The following is a 17,418-nucleotide window of genomic DNA, read 5'->3' as shown; positions in this document are numbered from 1 at the left end:
AGGGAGAGCACTATGGATACTTATGACTGGCTTAACTGGGGCCTTCTGCTCGGCTCCTTCGCAATACTGATCTATATAGGCTATGCCTCCAGCCGCACCGTAAAATCAGACGATGCAGCCGGCTTTCTGGTCGCAGGCCGCTCCTTGGGGCCCTTCGTTGGCGCCGGTACCATCGTTGCCACCGGCTTTAGTGGCTGGGGCTTTATGGGCTCACCAGGCGTTGCATTCGAGTTCGGCGCCATCGAAATCCTCGGCAACTTCTTTTTCGCACCGGCCATGGTGATCGCCGTGCTGTATTTTGCCAGTTTTCTGCGCAAACAGGCCGACAGTCTCGGCAGCTGCACCATCCCGCAATACATTGCACAGCTGCACGGCAGCGGACCTTTGTCCCGCCTCGTTCAGGGTGTGGCGGCACTGATATCCATCGTCCTGCTGCTGGTCTTTCTCACCAGCCAGATCAAGGCGGTTGGCCTGCTGGGGGCCTCCTGGCTTGGTATCGATCTTGGCAGCAGCGCCACCATGATGATCGGCGTCATTATTCTCTACACCATGCTGGGCGGACTTGCCGCCGTAGCCTGGACCGACACCCTGATGGTCTGCGGCATGGCTCTGGGCGCCGTTGTCATGATGGTGCAGATGTTTACCGACCTGAGCCCGGCCGAGCTTGTCGCACGGCTGGATGCCATTGATCCTGGCCTGCTCAACCCCAGCAGCGCCCAACCCTATGGCGAGAACAAGAGCTCCGTCTTCCTGGTACTGCCCTATGCATTTCTGTTCACCGCAGTCCTGCCCTATATGGCGGTGCGCTTTCTTGCGCTCAAGCCCGGCGTCAAGTTCCATCAGGTGGCCATCTGGGTTGCCCCACTGGGCTGCCTGCTGAGCCTGGTGCCTATCGTTGGCCTCTATGTGCGCGCCAAGCATCCGGAACTGGCCCAGGCCGATCAGGCCATGCCCTACTACCTGAGCCACTACCTGCACCCGATACTGGGGGGCATCATCACCCTCTTTATCCTGTTTGCGATGAAATCCACCGCCAACTCCCTGCTGCACACCATCTCGTCGGCCGCCTCCCACGATCTGCGTCTGGCGCTCTTTCCCAACAGCGGCGCCTCCAACGCAAGGGTTCTGTGGATCAACCGCAGCGCCGTGGCACTGCTGGGTATTACCGGCCTGGTCATGATGCTGTTCGCGCCGCCATTCATGCTGTCCTGGCTCGGTATTCTGGGCACAGGCACCCTGCTGGCCGTACTGATAGGACCGGTGTTTATCTCGTCCATCTGGCGCGGCAACAGCTACGGCGCACTGGCGGCCATGTTCTCGGGCCTTGTCACCAGCGGCGGCTGCCTGCTGTTTACGGACCTGGGCTGGGTTGAAGGACCACTGATCGGCTGTGCGGTATCGAGCTTCATGTACGTTGCCGTAAGCCAGCTGACCTTCGCAAGATCACCCAGAACGCAGTCAGCGGGTCTCTCCCAGCAACAGCCCCAGAACTAGATAAGTCACAACTCAAACATTTACGAACCTAAACCTCTGATATGCCAGGGCCCGCTCGCAAGAGCCGGGCCCTTACTGACTTTTACCACCCAAGACAAACGGAAAACGCCCAATGAATACCACCTGGCTTATTACCCTGGCAGGCCCCGACTGTCCCGACCTGCTGCAACAGTTCAGTGAAACCATTGCCCTGAGTGAAGGCCTGTTACTGGATCGCCAGTTGGCAGTGATGGATGGCCGGATCAGCGGCCTGATGAAAATGCAGCTGCCAGATACACACGCCGACTGGGCCTGGAAACGCCTCGAAAGCTTCAGTGCTCAGGGGCTGCATATAGTCACCCGCCAGACTCTGGAGACCCTGTCGCCCGGCGGCCAACAGTTATCGCTGGCGGTAAGGGGCAACTTTCGCCTTGGGCTGGATCACGAGATCCGTCAGATTCTGGAAAGCCACGGTGCAAGAATCGAGCAGTACAATCAGCATTTCGTCGCCGCGCCCCTGCTTGGCGAACAGGGTTTTCATGCCCGCATCCACGCCAGACTCACCCGCAAGTTGTCGCCGCTACGCCTGACTTCTGCACTGCATCGCCTGGCCCGCGGCCTCGAGCTTGATCTCAACACCGAAGATCTGCAGCAGGCCTAAGCGAGAGCCCGTCAGACCCGGTGTGGCGGCTGATACAGCTGACTCTGTTGCAGCCCCTGGCGCAGATATTCCAGCAGGCGGGCGCTGGCGGCCGACAGGCTTGCCACGTCGTAATTGAAACCAATGGTTACATCCCCCAGGGATGGAAGATGCCCAAGCACCTTGTCGGCCCGCAGCACGCCCGGCACCGTATTGCTGGCCAGGGCACTGATGCCAAGCCCGGCTTCGATGGCCGACTGTATCCCCAACAGACTCGAGGTACAGTACAGAATACGCCAGGCAATGCCCGCTTTGTTCAGCGCCTCAGTGACATTGTGGCGATAGACGCAACCCTTGGGATAGAGCACCAGAGGCACCGGCTCTGCCGGGTCAAGCTGAAAACCAGGGCCACTAACCCAGGTCAGCGGCTCGACAATGGCATCCCCCTGCAAAATCTCGGACGAGGGATGTTCATCCATGCTCATCACCATATCGTAGGCGCCGCGCAGGTAATCCCGCCGCAGGTTAACACTCAAATCACTGCTGACATCCAGCATCACGTTGGGATAGGCGCGGGAGAATTTCGACAGCATCATGGGCAGGAAAGACACTTCGAAATCATTGGGGATACCCAGGCGCACCGAGCCGCTCACCGCCGGGGTCATCAGCTGCGACACCGCAGTATCGTTAAGGTCCAGTATCTTGCGGGCATAACCGTAGAGCATCTGCCCCTCTTCGGTCAGACGCAGCCCCTGGCTACGATTGAACAGCTGCAGCGCCACCAGTTCCTCGAGCCGCTTGATCTGCAGACTGACCGCAGGCTGCGAACGCCCGAGCACCTCCCCCGCCTGGGTAAAACCGCCCAGATCATTGATGGTGACGAAGGTGCGCAGCAAATCCATCGGCAGATTTTTCATGCAATATTCTCACGCCAGTTTCACAACCATGCGGAAAGGTCCGCCCAGATCACGACATTAACAAATAAAATGTGCTCGGCGCCACCATTTAGAATTGATATAAGCACTGCAGACCTGCGCGCCTTGCCTTGCCCACACTAGTCTTTACGTACCTGCAAGCCATGCTTGCGCAGCCGCCGGAACACCGTCGGTTGGCTGATACCCAGGTAGTCGGCCAGCTCATAGGTGGTGCTGCAGCGTTTAAGGGCCTGCTGCAACAACTGCTTTTCAAAGGCGTCCAGCGCCTCGGGCAATGAGCTGAAATCCCCGGATTCCAAGACTGATGCGGGCTGCCCGGACGCCAACGAAGGCGCAGCAGCGGTGCCGCTGACACTGGGCACAGGGTCGGGCCCCTCGTAGTGAATTACCGTGCCTGGGCTTGCGACATAGAAGCGCTCCAGCACATTCTCCAGCTCCCGCACATTGCCAGGCCAGGCATAATGAATCAGCTGATGCCGGGCCCGGCTGTCCAGCACCTTGTGTTGCTGGTAGCGGGCGTTGAGGCGTTCAAGCACGCGCTCCAGCAGCAGCGGAATGTCCTCGGGCCTATCGCGCAGCGGCGCAATGGTGACAGGCACCACATTGAGCCGGTAGTACAGATCCAGCCGAAAATGCCCCGCCTCCACCTGTTGCTGCAAGGGCTGATTGGTGGCACTGATCAGACGGAAGTCCAGCACCCTGGGCTCGGTACTGCCAATGCGCGTGACCTTGCCATCCTGCAGCACCTTGAGCAACTTGACCTGCATCGACAGTGGCAGATCGCCCACTTCATCAAGAAACAGGGTGCCCTGGTGCGCCTGTTCAATCAGTCCGGGTTTGCCCTGTCGTGACGCGCCGGTAAAGGAGCCCGGCGCATAGCCAAACATTTCCGACTCGAACAGGTTTTCCGGGATAGCACTGCAGTTAACCTCGATAAAAGGCCCCTCCCTGCGCGGACTCAAGTGATGCGCCAGCTGGGCAAAGGCCGTCTTGCCGACACCGGACTCCCCCAGCATCAGCAGGTTTGCATCCGAGGGCGCCACCCGTTGCAGCAGGGCGTACAGTTCCTTCAGCTGCGCGCTTTTAAACGTCAGCTCCTGCGCCTGTATGACCTCGGCATCGTGGGCAACGCTGCGCTGCTGCAGCTTTTGCTGCAACAGCTCGTACTCCTGCTGCAGCAGCTGCAGATCGGTAAGGTCCTGGGAAAAACTGATGACGCGATAGAGCGCGCCCTGAGCATCAAACAGCGGAAAACCCTCCGCCATCACGGTGCGGCCGGTCTCGGTCGTCTGCATCAGCTGCACCGCCCGGCGCGTCTTGAGCACCTGTGCCGAGACCGACGGTTTGAGCACACCCTCGCGTTCCAGGTCGTAGACTGAGCCCCCGAGCATCTGGTCGATTTCGCGCCCATAGATGACGGCGCACTTGCTGCCTGCCTTGAGAATGCGACCCTCGCCATCGGTGATCATGATGTTGTCACGGGATTTCTCCAGCACCAGGTCCAGCTCAGCGTCAGCCACAGACGTGGTTTTCTGCGTCATCAAGCTCCCTCCTTTCTGTGTGTTGGCGACAGCCACTGTTCTGTGCAGAACACGACGATTCAGTTTTGAATTTTAATTCAATTTAGAATTACAAAATAGACCTCATTAATTCATAAATGAATCAAAAACATCTAATACCTTGAAATATATGAGTATTATTTATTGGCACGGTTTTCGCTGTGTACAACGACATAACTCCACTGATCTGAACACAGAGAATAAAAGGTAACCCTATGTCGGACTCCCGCTTCAACCAGCCCCTTGGCGGTAACGAAATGCCCCGTTTCGGTGGCCCCGCCACCATGATGCGCCTGCCGGCCCAGGAAACCGCCGCAGGCCTGGACGTGGCCTTTATTGGTGTGCCCTTCGATATTGGTACCTCCAACCGTCCGGGCGCCCGCCTGGCACCGCGCCAGATTCGCGACGAATCCCGCATGCTGCGGCCCTACAATGTCGCCACTTTTGCCGCCCCCTTTGAAAGTCTGCAAGTGGCCGATATCGGCGACGTGCCGATCAACACCTTCAACCTGCTCAAAAGCATGGACATCATCGAAGAGTTCTACGACGAGGTGCTGGAACACAACTGCAAGCCGCTGACCCTCGGCGGTGACCACACCATCGCACTGCCGATACTGCGTGCGCTACGCAAGAAATACGGTCCCATTGGCATGGTGCATGTGGATGCCCACGCCGATATCAACGATCAGATGTTCGGCGAGAAAATCGCCCACGGCACGCCCTTTCGTCGTGCCGCCGAGGAAGGCCTGCTGGACTGCAACCGCGTGGTGCAAATTGGCCTGCGCGGCACCGGCTACAGCGCCGATGAATTCGACTGGTCCCGTGACCAGGGCTTTCGTGTGGTCCCAGCCGAGGACTGCTGGCACAAGTCCCTGACCCCGCTGATGGAAGAAGTCCGCGCCAAGGTCGGCGGTGGCCCCGTTTACATCAGTTTTGATGTCGACGGCCTGGATCCGTCCTATGCGCCCGGTACCGGCACCCCCGAGATCGCAGGGCTGACCGTGCCCCAGGGGCTGGAAATCATCCGCGGCTGTCGCGGGCTCGATATTGTCGGCGGCGACATGGTGGAAATCTCCCCGCCCTACGACAGCACCGGCAACACCGCGCTGCTGGGCGCCAACCTGCTGTTCGAAATGCTCTGCGTAATGCCAGGCGTACGCTACGACAAGTAGCACTCACTCCCGACAGGCGTAACCCTGACGGCGCCTGTCGGAATTTGAGACAATAACTACAATATTCAAGGAATCTCCTGATGAATCAACATTTGGACCAACAGGAAGCCGCCAGCGTTCTACTGAGCGATCGCAACGGCCCCCGTCCCAAGCACAGCCTTTACGCTTACCTGAAATTCATTATCCCATCCCTGATTGGCATACTGTTTTTCCTCACCCCGGTCGTGGTCGACGACAAGGTCACCATCGGCCTGGGGGTCGTGGCTGACATGCTCAAGGCCTCAACCAAGGATTACCTGCCCGCCTTTGCCACCGCCTTGCTCGTGCTCTCCGCCGTCATCGCCCTCTTCGCAGCGGCATTCAAGCCCCGCTGGGCGCAGCGGGACAGTGCCCTGGCCGAAGTCTTCACGCCCAAAGGAGTCTGGCTGGCGCTGCGCGTGCTCGGCGCAGCCTTCGCCGCCATGACCCTGTTTGAGGTCGGCCCCGAATGGATCTGGAACCGCAATACCGGCGGCGTGATGCTGATAGATCTGACGCCGATGCTGATCACCTTCTTTTTCTTCGCCGCAATTCTGCTGCCGTTTCTGGTCGACTTCGGCTTTATGGAATTTATCGGCACCCTGGCAAGCAATATATTTCGCTGGCTCTTCAAACTGCCGGGGCGCTCATCCATTGACGCCGTGGCCTCCTGGCTGGGCTCAGGCACCGTGGGCGTACTGATCACAACCCAGCAGTACGAACAGGGATTCTATTCCAAGCGCGAAGCGGCGGTCATCGCCACCAACTTTTCCATTACCTCGATCGCCTTCAGCCTGCTGATCGCCAATGTTATCGGGCTGGAGCACCTCTTCGTCCCCTTCTACCTGACTGTTGTGGCCACAGGTCTGATCGCCGCGGTGATCACCCCGCGCCTGCCACCGCTGAGCTGGAAAAAAGACGAATACCACGAAGCCACCGGCAAACAGATCAAGGAAGAACTTCCAGAGGGACATTCACTGTTTTCCTGGGGGCTGGAACAGGCCGTACGCCGTGCCGCCACAGCACCAGGGCCAGCAGCTCTGGGCAAAAACTGCCTGATGAACGTCAGCGATATCTGGTTTGGCCTGCTGCCGCTGGTGATGGCCATCGGTACCCTGTCCCTGGCACTGGCTGAATACACGCCGGTTTTCACCTGGCTGTCCTACCCCTTTATTCCGCTGCTGGAGCTGCTGCGCATACCCGAAGCCGCCGCCGCCGCACCGACCATGCTGGTTGGTTTTGCCGACATGTTCCTGCCGGCGGTACTGGGCAAGGGCATTGAAAGCGAACTGACGCGCTTCGTCATCGCCAGCGTCTCCCTGACACAGCTGATTTACATGTCCGAAATTGGCGTGCTGTTGTTAAAGTCGAAAATTCCGCTGAACCTGCTGGAACTGTTCGCGATCTTTATTCTGCGCACCCTGATTACCCTGCCGATCATCGCCCTGATCGCCCACACCCTGGTGTTCTGATCCAGACCAAGGCGCAGGCCCGCAGTCATGGGGCCCGCGCCCGACAACCGGGGCCTGCGGGCCCCGGTTCTGTCTTCACCTGCCAAACCTATGTTGGAGAGACCGATGAGTACCTGTGGAGAAATCCTGGTTGAACTGCTGGAAGCCTACGGCATAGACACCGTATTTGGCATTCCCGGTGTCCACACCGTTGAGCTGTACCGTGGCCTGCCGAATACCGACATCCGCCATATCACCCCGCGCCACGAACAGGGGGCGGGCTTCATGGCCGACGGCCATGCCCGTGTCACCGGCAAGCCCGGGGTCTGCTTTATCATCACAGGCCCCGGCATGACCAATATCGCCACCGCTCTGGGACAGGCCTATGCCGACTCTATCCCCATGCTGGTGATTTCCAGCGTTAATCACAGCCATGAACTCGGGCTGGCCGGTGGCCGGCTGCACGAGCTGCCCAATCAGCGCCAGCTGATATCCGGACTCACCGCCTTCAGCCATACCCTGATGCGCCCGGACGAGCTGCCGGACGTACTGGCCCGCGCCTTCTCTATTTTCGCCAGCGCCCGCCCACGGCCGGTGCATATCGAGATCCCGCTGGATGTCATTACGGCCCCGGCGGATCATATCCGTCGTACTGTCGCCGCGCTGCCAAGCCGACCGGCACCGGCACCCGCGGCAATCGAACAGGCCGCCGCACTGTTACAACAGGCCCGCAACCCCGTGGTATTGCTCGGCGGTGGCTGCAGCGATGCCGCCAGTGATGCCAGGGCACTGGTGGAGATGCTGGATGCACCCACGCTGCTGACCATCAATGCCAAGGGCGTACTCATGCCCGGACACCCTCTGTCACTGGGATCTAACCAGTCACTGGAACCGGTGCGGGCAATGGTACGCGACGCCGACGTTGTGCTGGCCATCGGCACGGAGCTTGGCGAGACCGATTACGATGTGGTGTTTGATGGCGGTTTTAGCATCCCCAGCCCACTGATCCGCATCGATATCGACGCCGAACAGTTGAACCGTAACTACCCCGCCGACATCGCCATTCTCAGCGATGCCGGCCTGGCCATGGCTGCCCTTAGACTGCAACTTGAACGCAACGGCTTTAGCGCCGCCGATAAGGGGGCTCAGCGCGTGCAGGCCCTGCGAGCCCAATTCGAACAGGATTGGTCACAGCCCTTTCGCGCCCAGCAGCGGGTACTGGAAACCATCCAGCAGACCCTGCCGGGTGTGATCATTGCCGGCGATTCAACTCAGCCGGTGTACTCAGGCAACCATCTGTACGAGGCCGAATCACCGCGCAGCTGGTTTAACTCATCCACCGGCTACGGCACCCTGGGCTACGGCCTTCCGGCGGCGATCGGCGCCAAGCTGGCCTTGCCCGAACGCCCCGTGGTGGCCCTGATCGGCGATGGCGGCATCCAGTTCACCCTGCCTGAACTCGCCTCGGCGGTTGAAGCCGGTGCGCCCGTCATAGTGCTGCTGTGGAACAACAGCGGCTATGGCGAGATCAAGCGCTATATGGAAAACCGCAATATCCCCACCATCGGTGTCGATATCTATACGCCGGATTTCCTCACCATCGCCCGGGGCTTTGGCTGCCATGCGGTTGCGCCACAGAGCTTTGATGAACTGCGCGAGCAACTGCAAATTGCAGCTGCGGCCAAGCGCCCGACGATCATTGAAGTTCGCGAAGATGCCGACTTCATCACCGCGTTTACCCACGGCTGACGCCAGGAGCACACCCATGTACGACAAGCTCTTTATTAACGGTGATTGGGTCGCCCCCCGCTGCGGCAAAACCCTGGCGGTGATTAATCCCGCCACTGAAGAAGTCATCGCCGAGGTCGCCGCGGGCGGCGCGGCCGATGTCGATCGTGCCGTCGCGGCGGCCAAACAGGCATTCACAGGCTGGAGTAAAACCAGCGGCGCCCAGCGCGGGGTTTACCTGCGAGCCATCGCCCGGGCCATCGAAGCCCGCGCGCAAGAGCTGGCGGCACTGTCGTCCAGCAACAACGGCAAACCCCTGTTTGAAGCCCAGATTGATATCGAGGATGCCATCGCCACCTGGGATTACTACGCGGGCCTGGCCGAACAGCTCGATGCGCGCCAGAACGCCGAGGTGCCGCTGGCCATGCCAGGCTACAGATCTTCCAGCCGACTGGAACCTGCGGGGGTTGTGGGCCTGATCGTGCCCTGGAACTTCCCCTTCGTCACCACCGCCTGGAAAGTGGCACCGGCACTGGCCGCCGGCTGCACCCTGGTGCTGAAACCGTCCGAAGTCACGCCCCTGGTGGAGCTGCAACTGGGCACCATTGCACAGAGCGTCGGCCTGCCTGCAGGCGTGATCAATATCGTCTGCGGCAGTGGTAGCGACGTCGGCAGCGCCCTGACCGTACACCCGGATATTGCCAAAATTTCCTTTACCGGCAGCAACCGGGTCGGCGAGATCGTCATGCAAAGCGTGGCGAAGCAGGTCAAGGGCCTGAGTCTGGAGCTGGGCGGCAAGTCACCGATGCTGGTAATGGATGATGCCGACCTTGATCAGGCCACGGACTGGATCCTGGGCGGTATTTTCTACAATGCCGGCCAGATGTGTTCCGCCACTTCGCGCCTGCTGCTGCACGACAGCATCGCACCAAAGCTGCTGCAACGCCTCAAGACCGCAACCCAAGCGCTGAAACTCGGCGATGCCTTCGAAGAGGGCGTACAGATGGGACCGCTGACGAGCAAGGCCCAGTTCGACACCGTGATGGGCTATATCGAACGCGGTCGCGCCGAGGGCCTGACGCTGCTCACCGGCGGCACGCGTGCAGAAGGTTTCGAGCGGGGTTACTTCATCGAACCGACCATCTTTGTGGATGTACCCACAGACTCAGCCCTGTGGCGTGAAGAGATCTTCGGCCCCGTGCTCTGTGTACGTACTTTCAGCAGCGAGGCAGAGGCCATCGAGCTTGCCAATGACTCCGACTTCGGCCTTGCCGCCGGTATCATCAGCCAGGACAGCGCCCGCGCCCAGCGGATCGCCGAACAACTCCAGGCCGGGCATATCTGGATCAACAGCCTGCAGGTCGTCTGCCCCGAAACCTCCTGGGGCGGCTTCAAGCGCAGCGGTATTGGTCGTGAACTAGGGCCCTGGGGCCTGAGTGCCTACCAGGAGGTAAAACATATCACCCGGCCGCTGAGCGAGCTTGAATCCAACTAAAACGCCGCTGGAAACGACTCGGCCCTGTGGCGGAACCCCGAAGTCCCGCCACAGGGTCTGCCTGTATCAAGGCCGCCGAACATGTACGGTGCAGACTACCCCAGGGCTTCGCCTATAAAGTCCAGCAGCATGCGCACTTTCGGCGATAAATGGCGGTTATGGGGATAGATGGCCCAGATGCCCTCATCAGCCTCCTGGTAGTGCTGCAGCAAAGGCAGCAACTGCCCTGAATCCAGCGCGGGCCGAACATAATAATCCGGCAGCTGCACAATACCGATGCCTTTCAGGGCGGCATCCAGCAAGACCCAGCCGCTGTCACAGCTGATATTGCCTTTTACCCGGACATTGCGCGCCTTGCCCTGCTCCTGAAAGCGCCAGTAATCCAGGTTGCCCTGCAGACAGTTGTGCTGCTCCAGCTCCGACAGCGAGTGGGGCACGCCATAGGTCGACAGGTAATCCTGCGAGGCGCACACAAACTGGGTTCTTGACGACAACCGTTTGGCCATCATGCTGGAGTCCTCCAGCTTGCCCAGCCTTACGGCCAGATCATAGCCTTCGGCCACCAGATCCAGCGTCTGATTGGTCAGGCGCAGTTGCACTTCAAGCTCCGGGTAACGCAGCACGAAGTCATTCACCAGCGGGGCTATGGTTTTCTCCCCATAGGTCACCGGCGCCGTAATCCGCAACTTGCCCCTGGGCGCCAGCTGCAGGTTGGTGATGGTACGCTCCGCCTCCTCCAGTCCATCGAGCACCTGCCGACAGTGCTGATAATAAATCTGCCCGGCTTCAGTCACCGAGACCTTGCGGGTCGTGCGATAAAACAGTTTGGTCGACAACCGGGCTTCCAGCGCACTGACCTGCCGGCTGACCTGAGCCGTGGAAATGCCCAGCCGCTTGGCGGCAGCGGTAAAACTCTCCGCCTCAGCCACCGCGACAAACTCGCTCACCCCTTCCCACATAAACATAGCGACACCTTTGCGCCTGATACTGGAACTGCCTGACGCCAGCACAGATTTAACGCTGCCGAGTCAAACAGCAAAAGCCCCTATTGTTACCCTGAGGTAAAGGTAATTTACAATAAAGGCAGATTATCACCATAAAGAAACTAAATATAATAGCGGCCATCGACACAGCGGGCGTCTCCGCTGTGATGTCACCACGACCAGGGAGCCTCTGATGACTCAGATAATCAAATCCAAAGCCGCCATTGCCTGGGGCCCGAAACAGCCGTTGTCCATCGAAGAAGTCGATGTGATGCCGCCCCAGGCCGGTGAAGTTCGAGTGCGCATTATCGCCAGCGGCGTCTGCCATACCGATGCCTTTACCCTGTCAGGTGATGATCCGGAAGGCATCTTCCCGGTCATCCTCGGCCACGAAGGCGGTGGCATCGTGGAATCAGTCGGCGAAGGCGTGACCAGCCTGCAGGTCGGCGACCACGTGATCCCGCTCTATACCCCTGAGTGCGGCGAGTGCAAGTTCTGCACATCCGGCAAGACCAACCTGTGCCAGAAAATCCGCGAAACCCAGGGCAAGGGCCTGATGCCGGACGGCACCAGCCGCTTCTTTAAAGACGGTCAGCCGATCTTCCATTACATGGGTTGCTCCACCTTCTCCGAGTACACGGTGCTGCCGGAAATATCCCTGGCCAAGATCAGCAAGAAAGCGCCGCTGGAAGAAGTCTGTCTGCTCGGCTGTGGCGTCACCACCGGCATGGGGGCGGTCATGAACACCGCCAAGGTAGAAGAAGGTGCCACCGTAGCCATCTTTGGCATGGGCGGCATAGGCCTGTCCGCTGTGATAGGCGCCACCATGGCCAAGGCCGACCGCATCATCGCCATCGATATCAATGAAAGCAAGTTTGACCTGGCGCGTCAGCTGGGCGCCACCGACTGCATCAACCCGAAAGATTACGACAAGCCCATCCAGGATGTGATAGTCGAACTGACTGACGGCGGTGTGGACTACTCCTTCGAGTGTATCGGCAACGTCAACGTGATGCGCTCTGCGCTGGAATGCTGCCACAAGGGCTGGGGCGAGTCGGTCGTTATCGGCGTGGCCGGCGCCGGCCAGGAAATCTCTACCCGTCCGTTCCAGCTGGTCACAGGCAGGGTCTGGCGAGGTTCTGCCTTCGGTGGCGTCAAGGGCCGCTCCGAGCTGCCCGGCATCGTCGAGCGCTACATGCAGGGTGAGTTTCAGCTCAACGACTTCATCACCCATACCATGGGTCTGGAAGGGATCAACGAGGCCTTCGACCTGATGCACGAAGGCAAGAGCATTCGCTCCGTTATTCACTTCGACACGTAAGGCCAAGCGGTCGCCTGGCATTGCACAGGCGACCTGCTTTTACTGGAGACTCAAATGAGCATTGAAAACCTCAGCTGTAATAAAAGCTTCGGGGGCTGGCACAAGCAGTACAGCCATTATTCGAATACGCTCAATTGCGCCATGCGCTTTGCGATTTACCTGCCGCCCCAAGCCTTGAGCGGCGCCAAGGTGCCGGCACTTTACTGGCTGTCTGGCCTGACTTGCAGCGATGAAAACTTTATGCAAAAAGCCGGTGCCCAGCGCATCGCCGCAGAGCTCGGCATGGCCATTATTGCGCCGGACACCAGCCCCCGCGGCGATGAGGTGGCGGATAATGACGGCTACGATCTGGGCAAAGGGGCCGGCTTCTATGTGAACGCCACCCAGGCGCCCTGGAACCGTCACTACCAGATGTACGACTATGTGCTGAACGAACTGCCGGCACTGGTCGAATCCATGTTCCCGGTCAGCGACCAGAGATCCATTGCCGGTCATTCCATGGGCGGCCACGGTGCCCTGGTGCTGGCACTGCGCAACCCGCAACGCTATCGTTCAGTCTCCGCCTTCAGCCCGATCAGCAATCCGGTCAATTGCCCCTGGGGCAAGAAAGCCTTGAGTGCTTACCTGGGTATAGATAGCGCCGGCTGGGCCGACTATGACGCCAGCCTGCTGATGCGCCAGGCCAGCCAGTGTGTGCCGGCGCGGGTGGACCAGGGCGAAGCCGATGACTTCCTCAGCGCGCAGCTCAAGCCCGACACCCTGGAAGCCGCCGCCACTTTCAGCGGTTACCCGCTGGAGCTGAACCGCCACGAAGGCTACGACCACAGCTATTACTTTATCGCCAGCTTCATAGAGCAGCACCTGCGCTTTCATGCCAGGCACCTAGGCCAGTATTAGCTGCAAGGGGATACTCTCCCCGCTAAGCGCCTGTTGCCATGGCGCTGAAAGCGGGAGTATTGCAAACACACTCTACGGCTTACCCCAGGGCGCGCAGCAGCGCCTTGGCGTTCTGCAGATCCGCAGTGTCAAAGCCTTCTGAGAAGCGGCTGTAAATCGACGCCAGGCGCTGCCGGGCAGCGTCGGCCTTGCCCTGCGCCTGCCACAGGCGGGCAAGCTCTGTCACCGCCCGCAACTCCAGCGCAAGCACCCCTTGCTTTCGGGCAACGCTAATGGCCTGTTCAAAACAGCGCTCGGCCTCGCTGTGGGAAGCCGTCTTCAGATTGGAATCACGCGCAATAACCCCACGCAATCGATGCAGCTCCGCGGCGCAAAAGCCCTCGCCATTCGCGGCACAGAGTGCTTCGGCGTCGTGAACCACCCTCAGTGCCTCATCGAAACGCTCCGCCCCGAGCAGGGTTTCAGCCAGGCGTAACATCAGGTAGCTGCACCCCAGTTCTGCCCCATTGGCACGATAAGCGACAAGACCTGCGCGCATTTTCTCAATACCGCCGTCGACATCGCCCTGCTGGGCCATTACCCAGCCAAGCAACACGCCGCCCTGGGCCTGCCAGTACGGAAAACCCTGTTCGATCGAGAGCGCGACTGCAGCCTCGGCCCGTTCGCGTACCCGTTCGACCTCTCCGCGCAGCTGATACAGCTCGGCGGCATAGCCCAGGGCAAACGCCAGACTGAAGGGATGATTAACCTTTTCTGCCAGCGACAGCATCTTTTCACAACGGCGCATGGCGGTATCCGGCTGACCGCAAAACCACAGCACCCAGGCCATGAAGTTGTGCCCAAGCACACCGGGGTCCATGCCGTAATCGAACGCATGGTGCTGGTGGCGCTGCGGGTCATAGCCCTGGCATACCGCCTCCAGGTGTCGCCTGGCGGCAGCGAAATCACCCAGGAAAAAGCAGGTGGGGCCTATGGCCGCATGGGCCTCCAGCAGCAGATCCGGATCGGCGCTGTTCTGCGCCTGACTCAGCAACAGCAGACCGACTTCCTGAGCACGGTGAAATTCTGCCCGCAGATTATAAAAGCGGCGCAAACCCACCAGTACCGAGAACAGTTGCGGCGCCTCGCCCAGGCGGCGCGCCAGCGTCAGTGCCCGACTATAGGTCGTTTCAACCTCGGACGCGGCATAGCCAAGACTGGCCATATAGATGGGGCCCAGCACTATCTGCAGCGCCAGTTCGCAGTGGTCACGCTGGGGGGATTCGGGCAGAGACTGCAACAGTTCCAGTGCCCGCCCCAGATGGGTCATGGCTTCCTGATTGGCCGAGCGCTGTGCCGCCTGGTAGCCGGCGCGCTGCAGGTACTCCACCGCCTTGGCGGTGTTGTCGCTATGGCCATAGTGCCAGGCGAGCTCACTGCAATGCTGTTCCAGCACATCCTGAAACAGGCTTTCCATGGCCTGGGCCGTACGCTCATGTAACTGGCGGCGATGTTGCAGCAGTAGAGTACCGTAGGCCACCTGCTGCGTCAGGCCATGCTTGAAGCTGTACTCAATCTCCGGAAATGCCGGGTGCTGGTAGATAAATTCACCCGCCTGCAGCCGGGCAAGGCCGCGCCGCAGCACGTCGTCCGACTGCTCAAGCACCCGCTGTATCAGGCTCCAGGGGAAATCCTTGCCCATCACCGCCAGGGTTTGCAGCAGGGTTTTCTCCGTGGCCGACAACCGGTCAATACGGGCGCACAGAACCCCCTGAACCGTAGTGGGAATATGCAGATTGTCTGGCGTCTGTTCGAGACTGTAGTGCCCGGCGCTACCACTGAGCGCCTGTTCTTCCACCAGCGTCTGTACCACCTCCTCAATAAAGAACGGATTACCGCCGGTTTGCGCCAGAATGCGGGGTTTGAGTGCCTCAAGCGATGAGTCGAGCCCCAGCAGCGCGTCCAGCAGTTCCGCCGTCTCCTGCTGCCCCAGCGGCTGCAGCATCAGCTGGGCGTAATTGCTACTTTGCGCCCAATCGTGACGGTATTCGGGGCGGTAATTGACCAGCAGCAAAATGCGCGCAGCAGCGATGCCGGCGCGAAAATACTCCAGAAACGCCTCGGTTTCCTGATCCAGCCATTGCAGATCCTCGAACACCAGCTGCAGTGGCTGGTTAGCACTTTCGCGCAGCAACAGGCGGCGCAGCGCATCGAAGGTTCGGGCGCGGCGCAGGGCAGGATCCATCTGTGCCAGGGTTGAGTTCGCTTCGGCCAGCCCCAGCAGATAAAACAGATAGGGCAGACAGTCTTCCAGGCCTCGGTCCAGCGTCAGGATTCTGCCCGTCATGACCTCGCGCCGACGGCGGTCATCATCCTGCGGACTCAGTTGCAGGTAATTGTTCAGCAACTCGATAAGCGGGCGATACGCAAACGCCTTGCCGTGGGAGACCGAAAAGGTTTCCAGCACCAGACAGCTGTCCTTTGTCCCAAGCGTGAATTCGTAGAACAGCCGCGACTTGCCGACCCCGGGCTCCCCAACCACCCCCACAACCTGCCCGAACCCGGCACAGGCCTGATCAAAGGAGTACTGCAACTGCGCCAGCTCCGGCTTGCGCCCGACAAAGGGCACCAACCCGCGCACGGCTGCAAGCTGCAGGCGGGTACGCAGGGGACCGAGCCCCAGCACCTCAAATGCCGCCTGGGGTTCGGACATGCCCTTGACCGGGGTCACGCCCAGCGGCCTGAAGGCCAGATAGCCGTCGGTCAGCCGATAGGTCGACTCACTGACGACGATCGACCCCGGAGTCGCGATACCTTCCATGCGCGAGGCTATGTGGATGGTCTGCCCCACAGGGTCATAGTCCGTCTGCAGACTGTCGGTACGAATGGCCCGCACCACCACCTCACCGGTATGAATGCCGACGCGAATCTGCAGCGGTATCGCCTGATCCAGGCGCAGCCGGTCGGCATAGTGGCGCATGGTGTCCTGCATTCGAAGCGCCGCATAGAGCGCCCGCTGCGGGTGATCCTCATGGGCAATAGGCGCCCCGAACAGTGCCAGGATGCCATCACCCAGAGATTTGGCGACATAGCCTTCGTAGTGATGCACCGCATCCATCATCAGCGCCAGTACCGGGTCTATCAACTGACGCACCTCTTCGGGATCCAGCCCCTGAATCAGGGCGGTGGAACCGGCCATGTCGGCAAAGAGCACGCTGATGGTTTTGCGCTCGCCGTTAGCCGCAGCACGGGCCTGCAGGGCGGCCTGCTCGGCTAGAATGCGTTCGGTGAGGTGAGCCGGCGTGTAGCCAATGGGCGCAGTCGCCTGGACACTGGCCGCCGAACTGCCTGTTGCAGCATTAAGAGTTGCATGGAGCGCCGTGCCACATTCGCTGCAGAATTTTGCCGCTACAGTAACGATGCTGCCACAACCCGGACAGACCGGATCAAGCACCGCGGCACACTGGCCACAGACCCTGGCGCCGGGCGGATTTTCAAAGGCGCATTGGCTACACAACATAAGATCCCGGACTCCCGCTTGCGCCGCATGATGCGGCCAAAACCTCTGCAGAAACCGGGTCCGTCGCTCCCTGATAACGCGATGCATCTGCCCGTTTGACGACTGCGTTCAGCAGCCGCCAATGGATGACTACACGACTGCTGTAACCTGCCACCCTTAGAGCATAGCTTTATTTTCCCGCAGCCCGGTTAGATGGCCTGTAGCAAATGGCGCTTGATTTACGCCGCCCAAACACTTGTAATCAATG

12 protein-coding genes are annotated in these 17,418 nt (G+C 60.1%); 8 read left to right on the top strand and 4 right to left on the bottom strand.

Annotated elements, in window-relative coordinates:
• Positions 1-12: 12 nt before the first annotated feature.
• Positions 13-1,494, top strand: a complete 1,482-nt coding sequence (locus A8C75_RS10590; protein WP_067381792.1) for a sodium:solute symporter family protein — start codon at positions 13-15, stop codon at positions 1,492-1,494.
• 112 nt (positions 1,495-1,606) lie between these two features.
• The gene (locus tag A8C75_RS10585) at positions 1,607-2,134 is read left to right on the top strand and encodes an ACT domain-containing protein (protein ID WP_067381788.1); all 528 of its coding nucleotides are present in this window, start codon (positions 1,607-1,609) and stop codon (positions 2,132-2,134) included.
• A gap of 11 nt (positions 2,135-2,145) precedes the next feature.
• Here the strand turns inward: A8C75_RS10585 and A8C75_RS10580 are convergent, their stop codons facing one another.
• Together A8C75_RS10580 and A8C75_RS10575 are read right to left on the bottom strand one after the other, a co-directional pair.
• The gene (locus A8C75_RS10580) at positions 2,146-3,030 is read right to left on the bottom strand and encodes a LysR substrate-binding domain-containing protein (RefSeq protein ID WP_067381786.1); all 885 of its coding nucleotides are present in this window, start codon (positions 3,028-3,030) and stop codon (positions 2,146-2,148) included.
• Positions 3,031-3,167: 137 nt separating this feature from the next.
• Complete coding sequence (locus A8C75_RS10575) at positions 3,168-4,589, bottom strand: sigma-54 interaction domain-containing protein (protein WP_067381784.1); 1,422 nt, start codon at positions 4,587-4,589, stop codon at positions 3,168-3,170.
• A 233-nt stretch (positions 4,590-4,822) separates the two neighbouring features.
• Here A8C75_RS10575 and speB point away from each other — a divergent pair, with 233 nt between their 5' ends.
• The 4 genes from speB to A8C75_RS10555 all read left to right on the top strand — a co-directional run bounded on the left by speB (position 4,823) and on the right by A8C75_RS10555 (position 10,471).
• Positions 4,823-5,779, top strand: a complete 957-nt coding sequence (speB, locus tag A8C75_RS10570) for an agmatinase (protein WP_067381781.1) — start codon at positions 4,823-4,825, stop codon at positions 5,777-5,779.
• An 80-nt stretch (positions 5,780-5,859) separates the two neighbouring features.
• Positions 5,860-7,269, top strand: a complete 1,410-nt coding sequence (locus tag A8C75_RS10565; protein WP_084783964.1) for a YjiH family protein — start codon at positions 5,860-5,862, stop codon at positions 7,267-7,269.
• Between the two features lie 105 nt (positions 7,270-7,374).
• Positions 7,375-8,997, top strand: coding sequence for a 5-guanidino-2-oxopentanoate decarboxylase (locus A8C75_RS10560; RefSeq protein ID WP_067381778.1), 1,623 nt, complete (start codon positions 7,375-7,377; stop codon positions 8,995-8,997).
• A 16-nt stretch (positions 8,998-9,013) separates the two neighbouring features.
• Entirely contained in the window at positions 9,014-10,471 is a 1,458-nt protein-coding gene (locus A8C75_RS10555; protein ID WP_067381776.1) for an aldehyde dehydrogenase family protein, read from the top strand.
• A 95-nt stretch (positions 10,472-10,566) separates the two neighbouring features.
• Here the strand turns inward: A8C75_RS10555 and A8C75_RS10550 are convergent, their stop codons facing one another.
• Positions 10,567-11,436, bottom strand: a complete 870-nt coding sequence (locus tag A8C75_RS10550; RefSeq protein ID WP_067381774.1) for a LysR substrate-binding domain-containing protein — start codon at positions 11,434-11,436, stop codon at positions 10,567-10,569.
• 211 nt (positions 11,437-11,647) lie between these two features.
• On the opposite strand from A8C75_RS10550, the gene A8C75_RS10545 reads away from it, so the two are divergent.
• On the top strand, positions 11,648-12,775 hold the full coding sequence (locus A8C75_RS10545) for an S-(hydroxymethyl)glutathione dehydrogenase/class III alcohol dehydrogenase (RefSeq protein ID WP_067381770.1): 1,128 nt from the start codon (positions 11,648-11,650) through the stop codon (positions 12,773-12,775).
• Positions 12,776-12,829: 54 nt separating this feature from the next.
• Entirely contained in the window at positions 12,830-13,672 is an 843-nt protein-coding gene (fghA, locus tag A8C75_RS10540; protein WP_067381767.1) for an S-formylglutathione hydrolase, read from the top strand.
• A 79-nt stretch (positions 13,673-13,751) separates the two neighbouring features.
• Here fghA and A8C75_RS10535 read toward each other — a convergent pair whose 3' ends face one another.
• Entirely contained in the window at positions 13,752-17,171 is a 3,420-nt protein-coding gene (locus A8C75_RS10535; protein ID WP_067381766.1) for an adenylate/guanylate cyclase domain-containing protein, read from the bottom strand.
• Positions 17,172-17,418 lie beyond the last annotated feature (247 nt).

Source organism: Marinobacterium aestuarii, from assembly GCF_001651805.1.
Lineage (GTDB): Bacteria > Pseudomonadota > Gammaproteobacteria > Pseudomonadales > Balneatricaceae > Marinobacterium_A > Marinobacterium_A aestuarii.
Note: the sequence above shows the minus strand (reverse complement) of the source record. Positions and strands in the feature narration are given on the sequence as shown.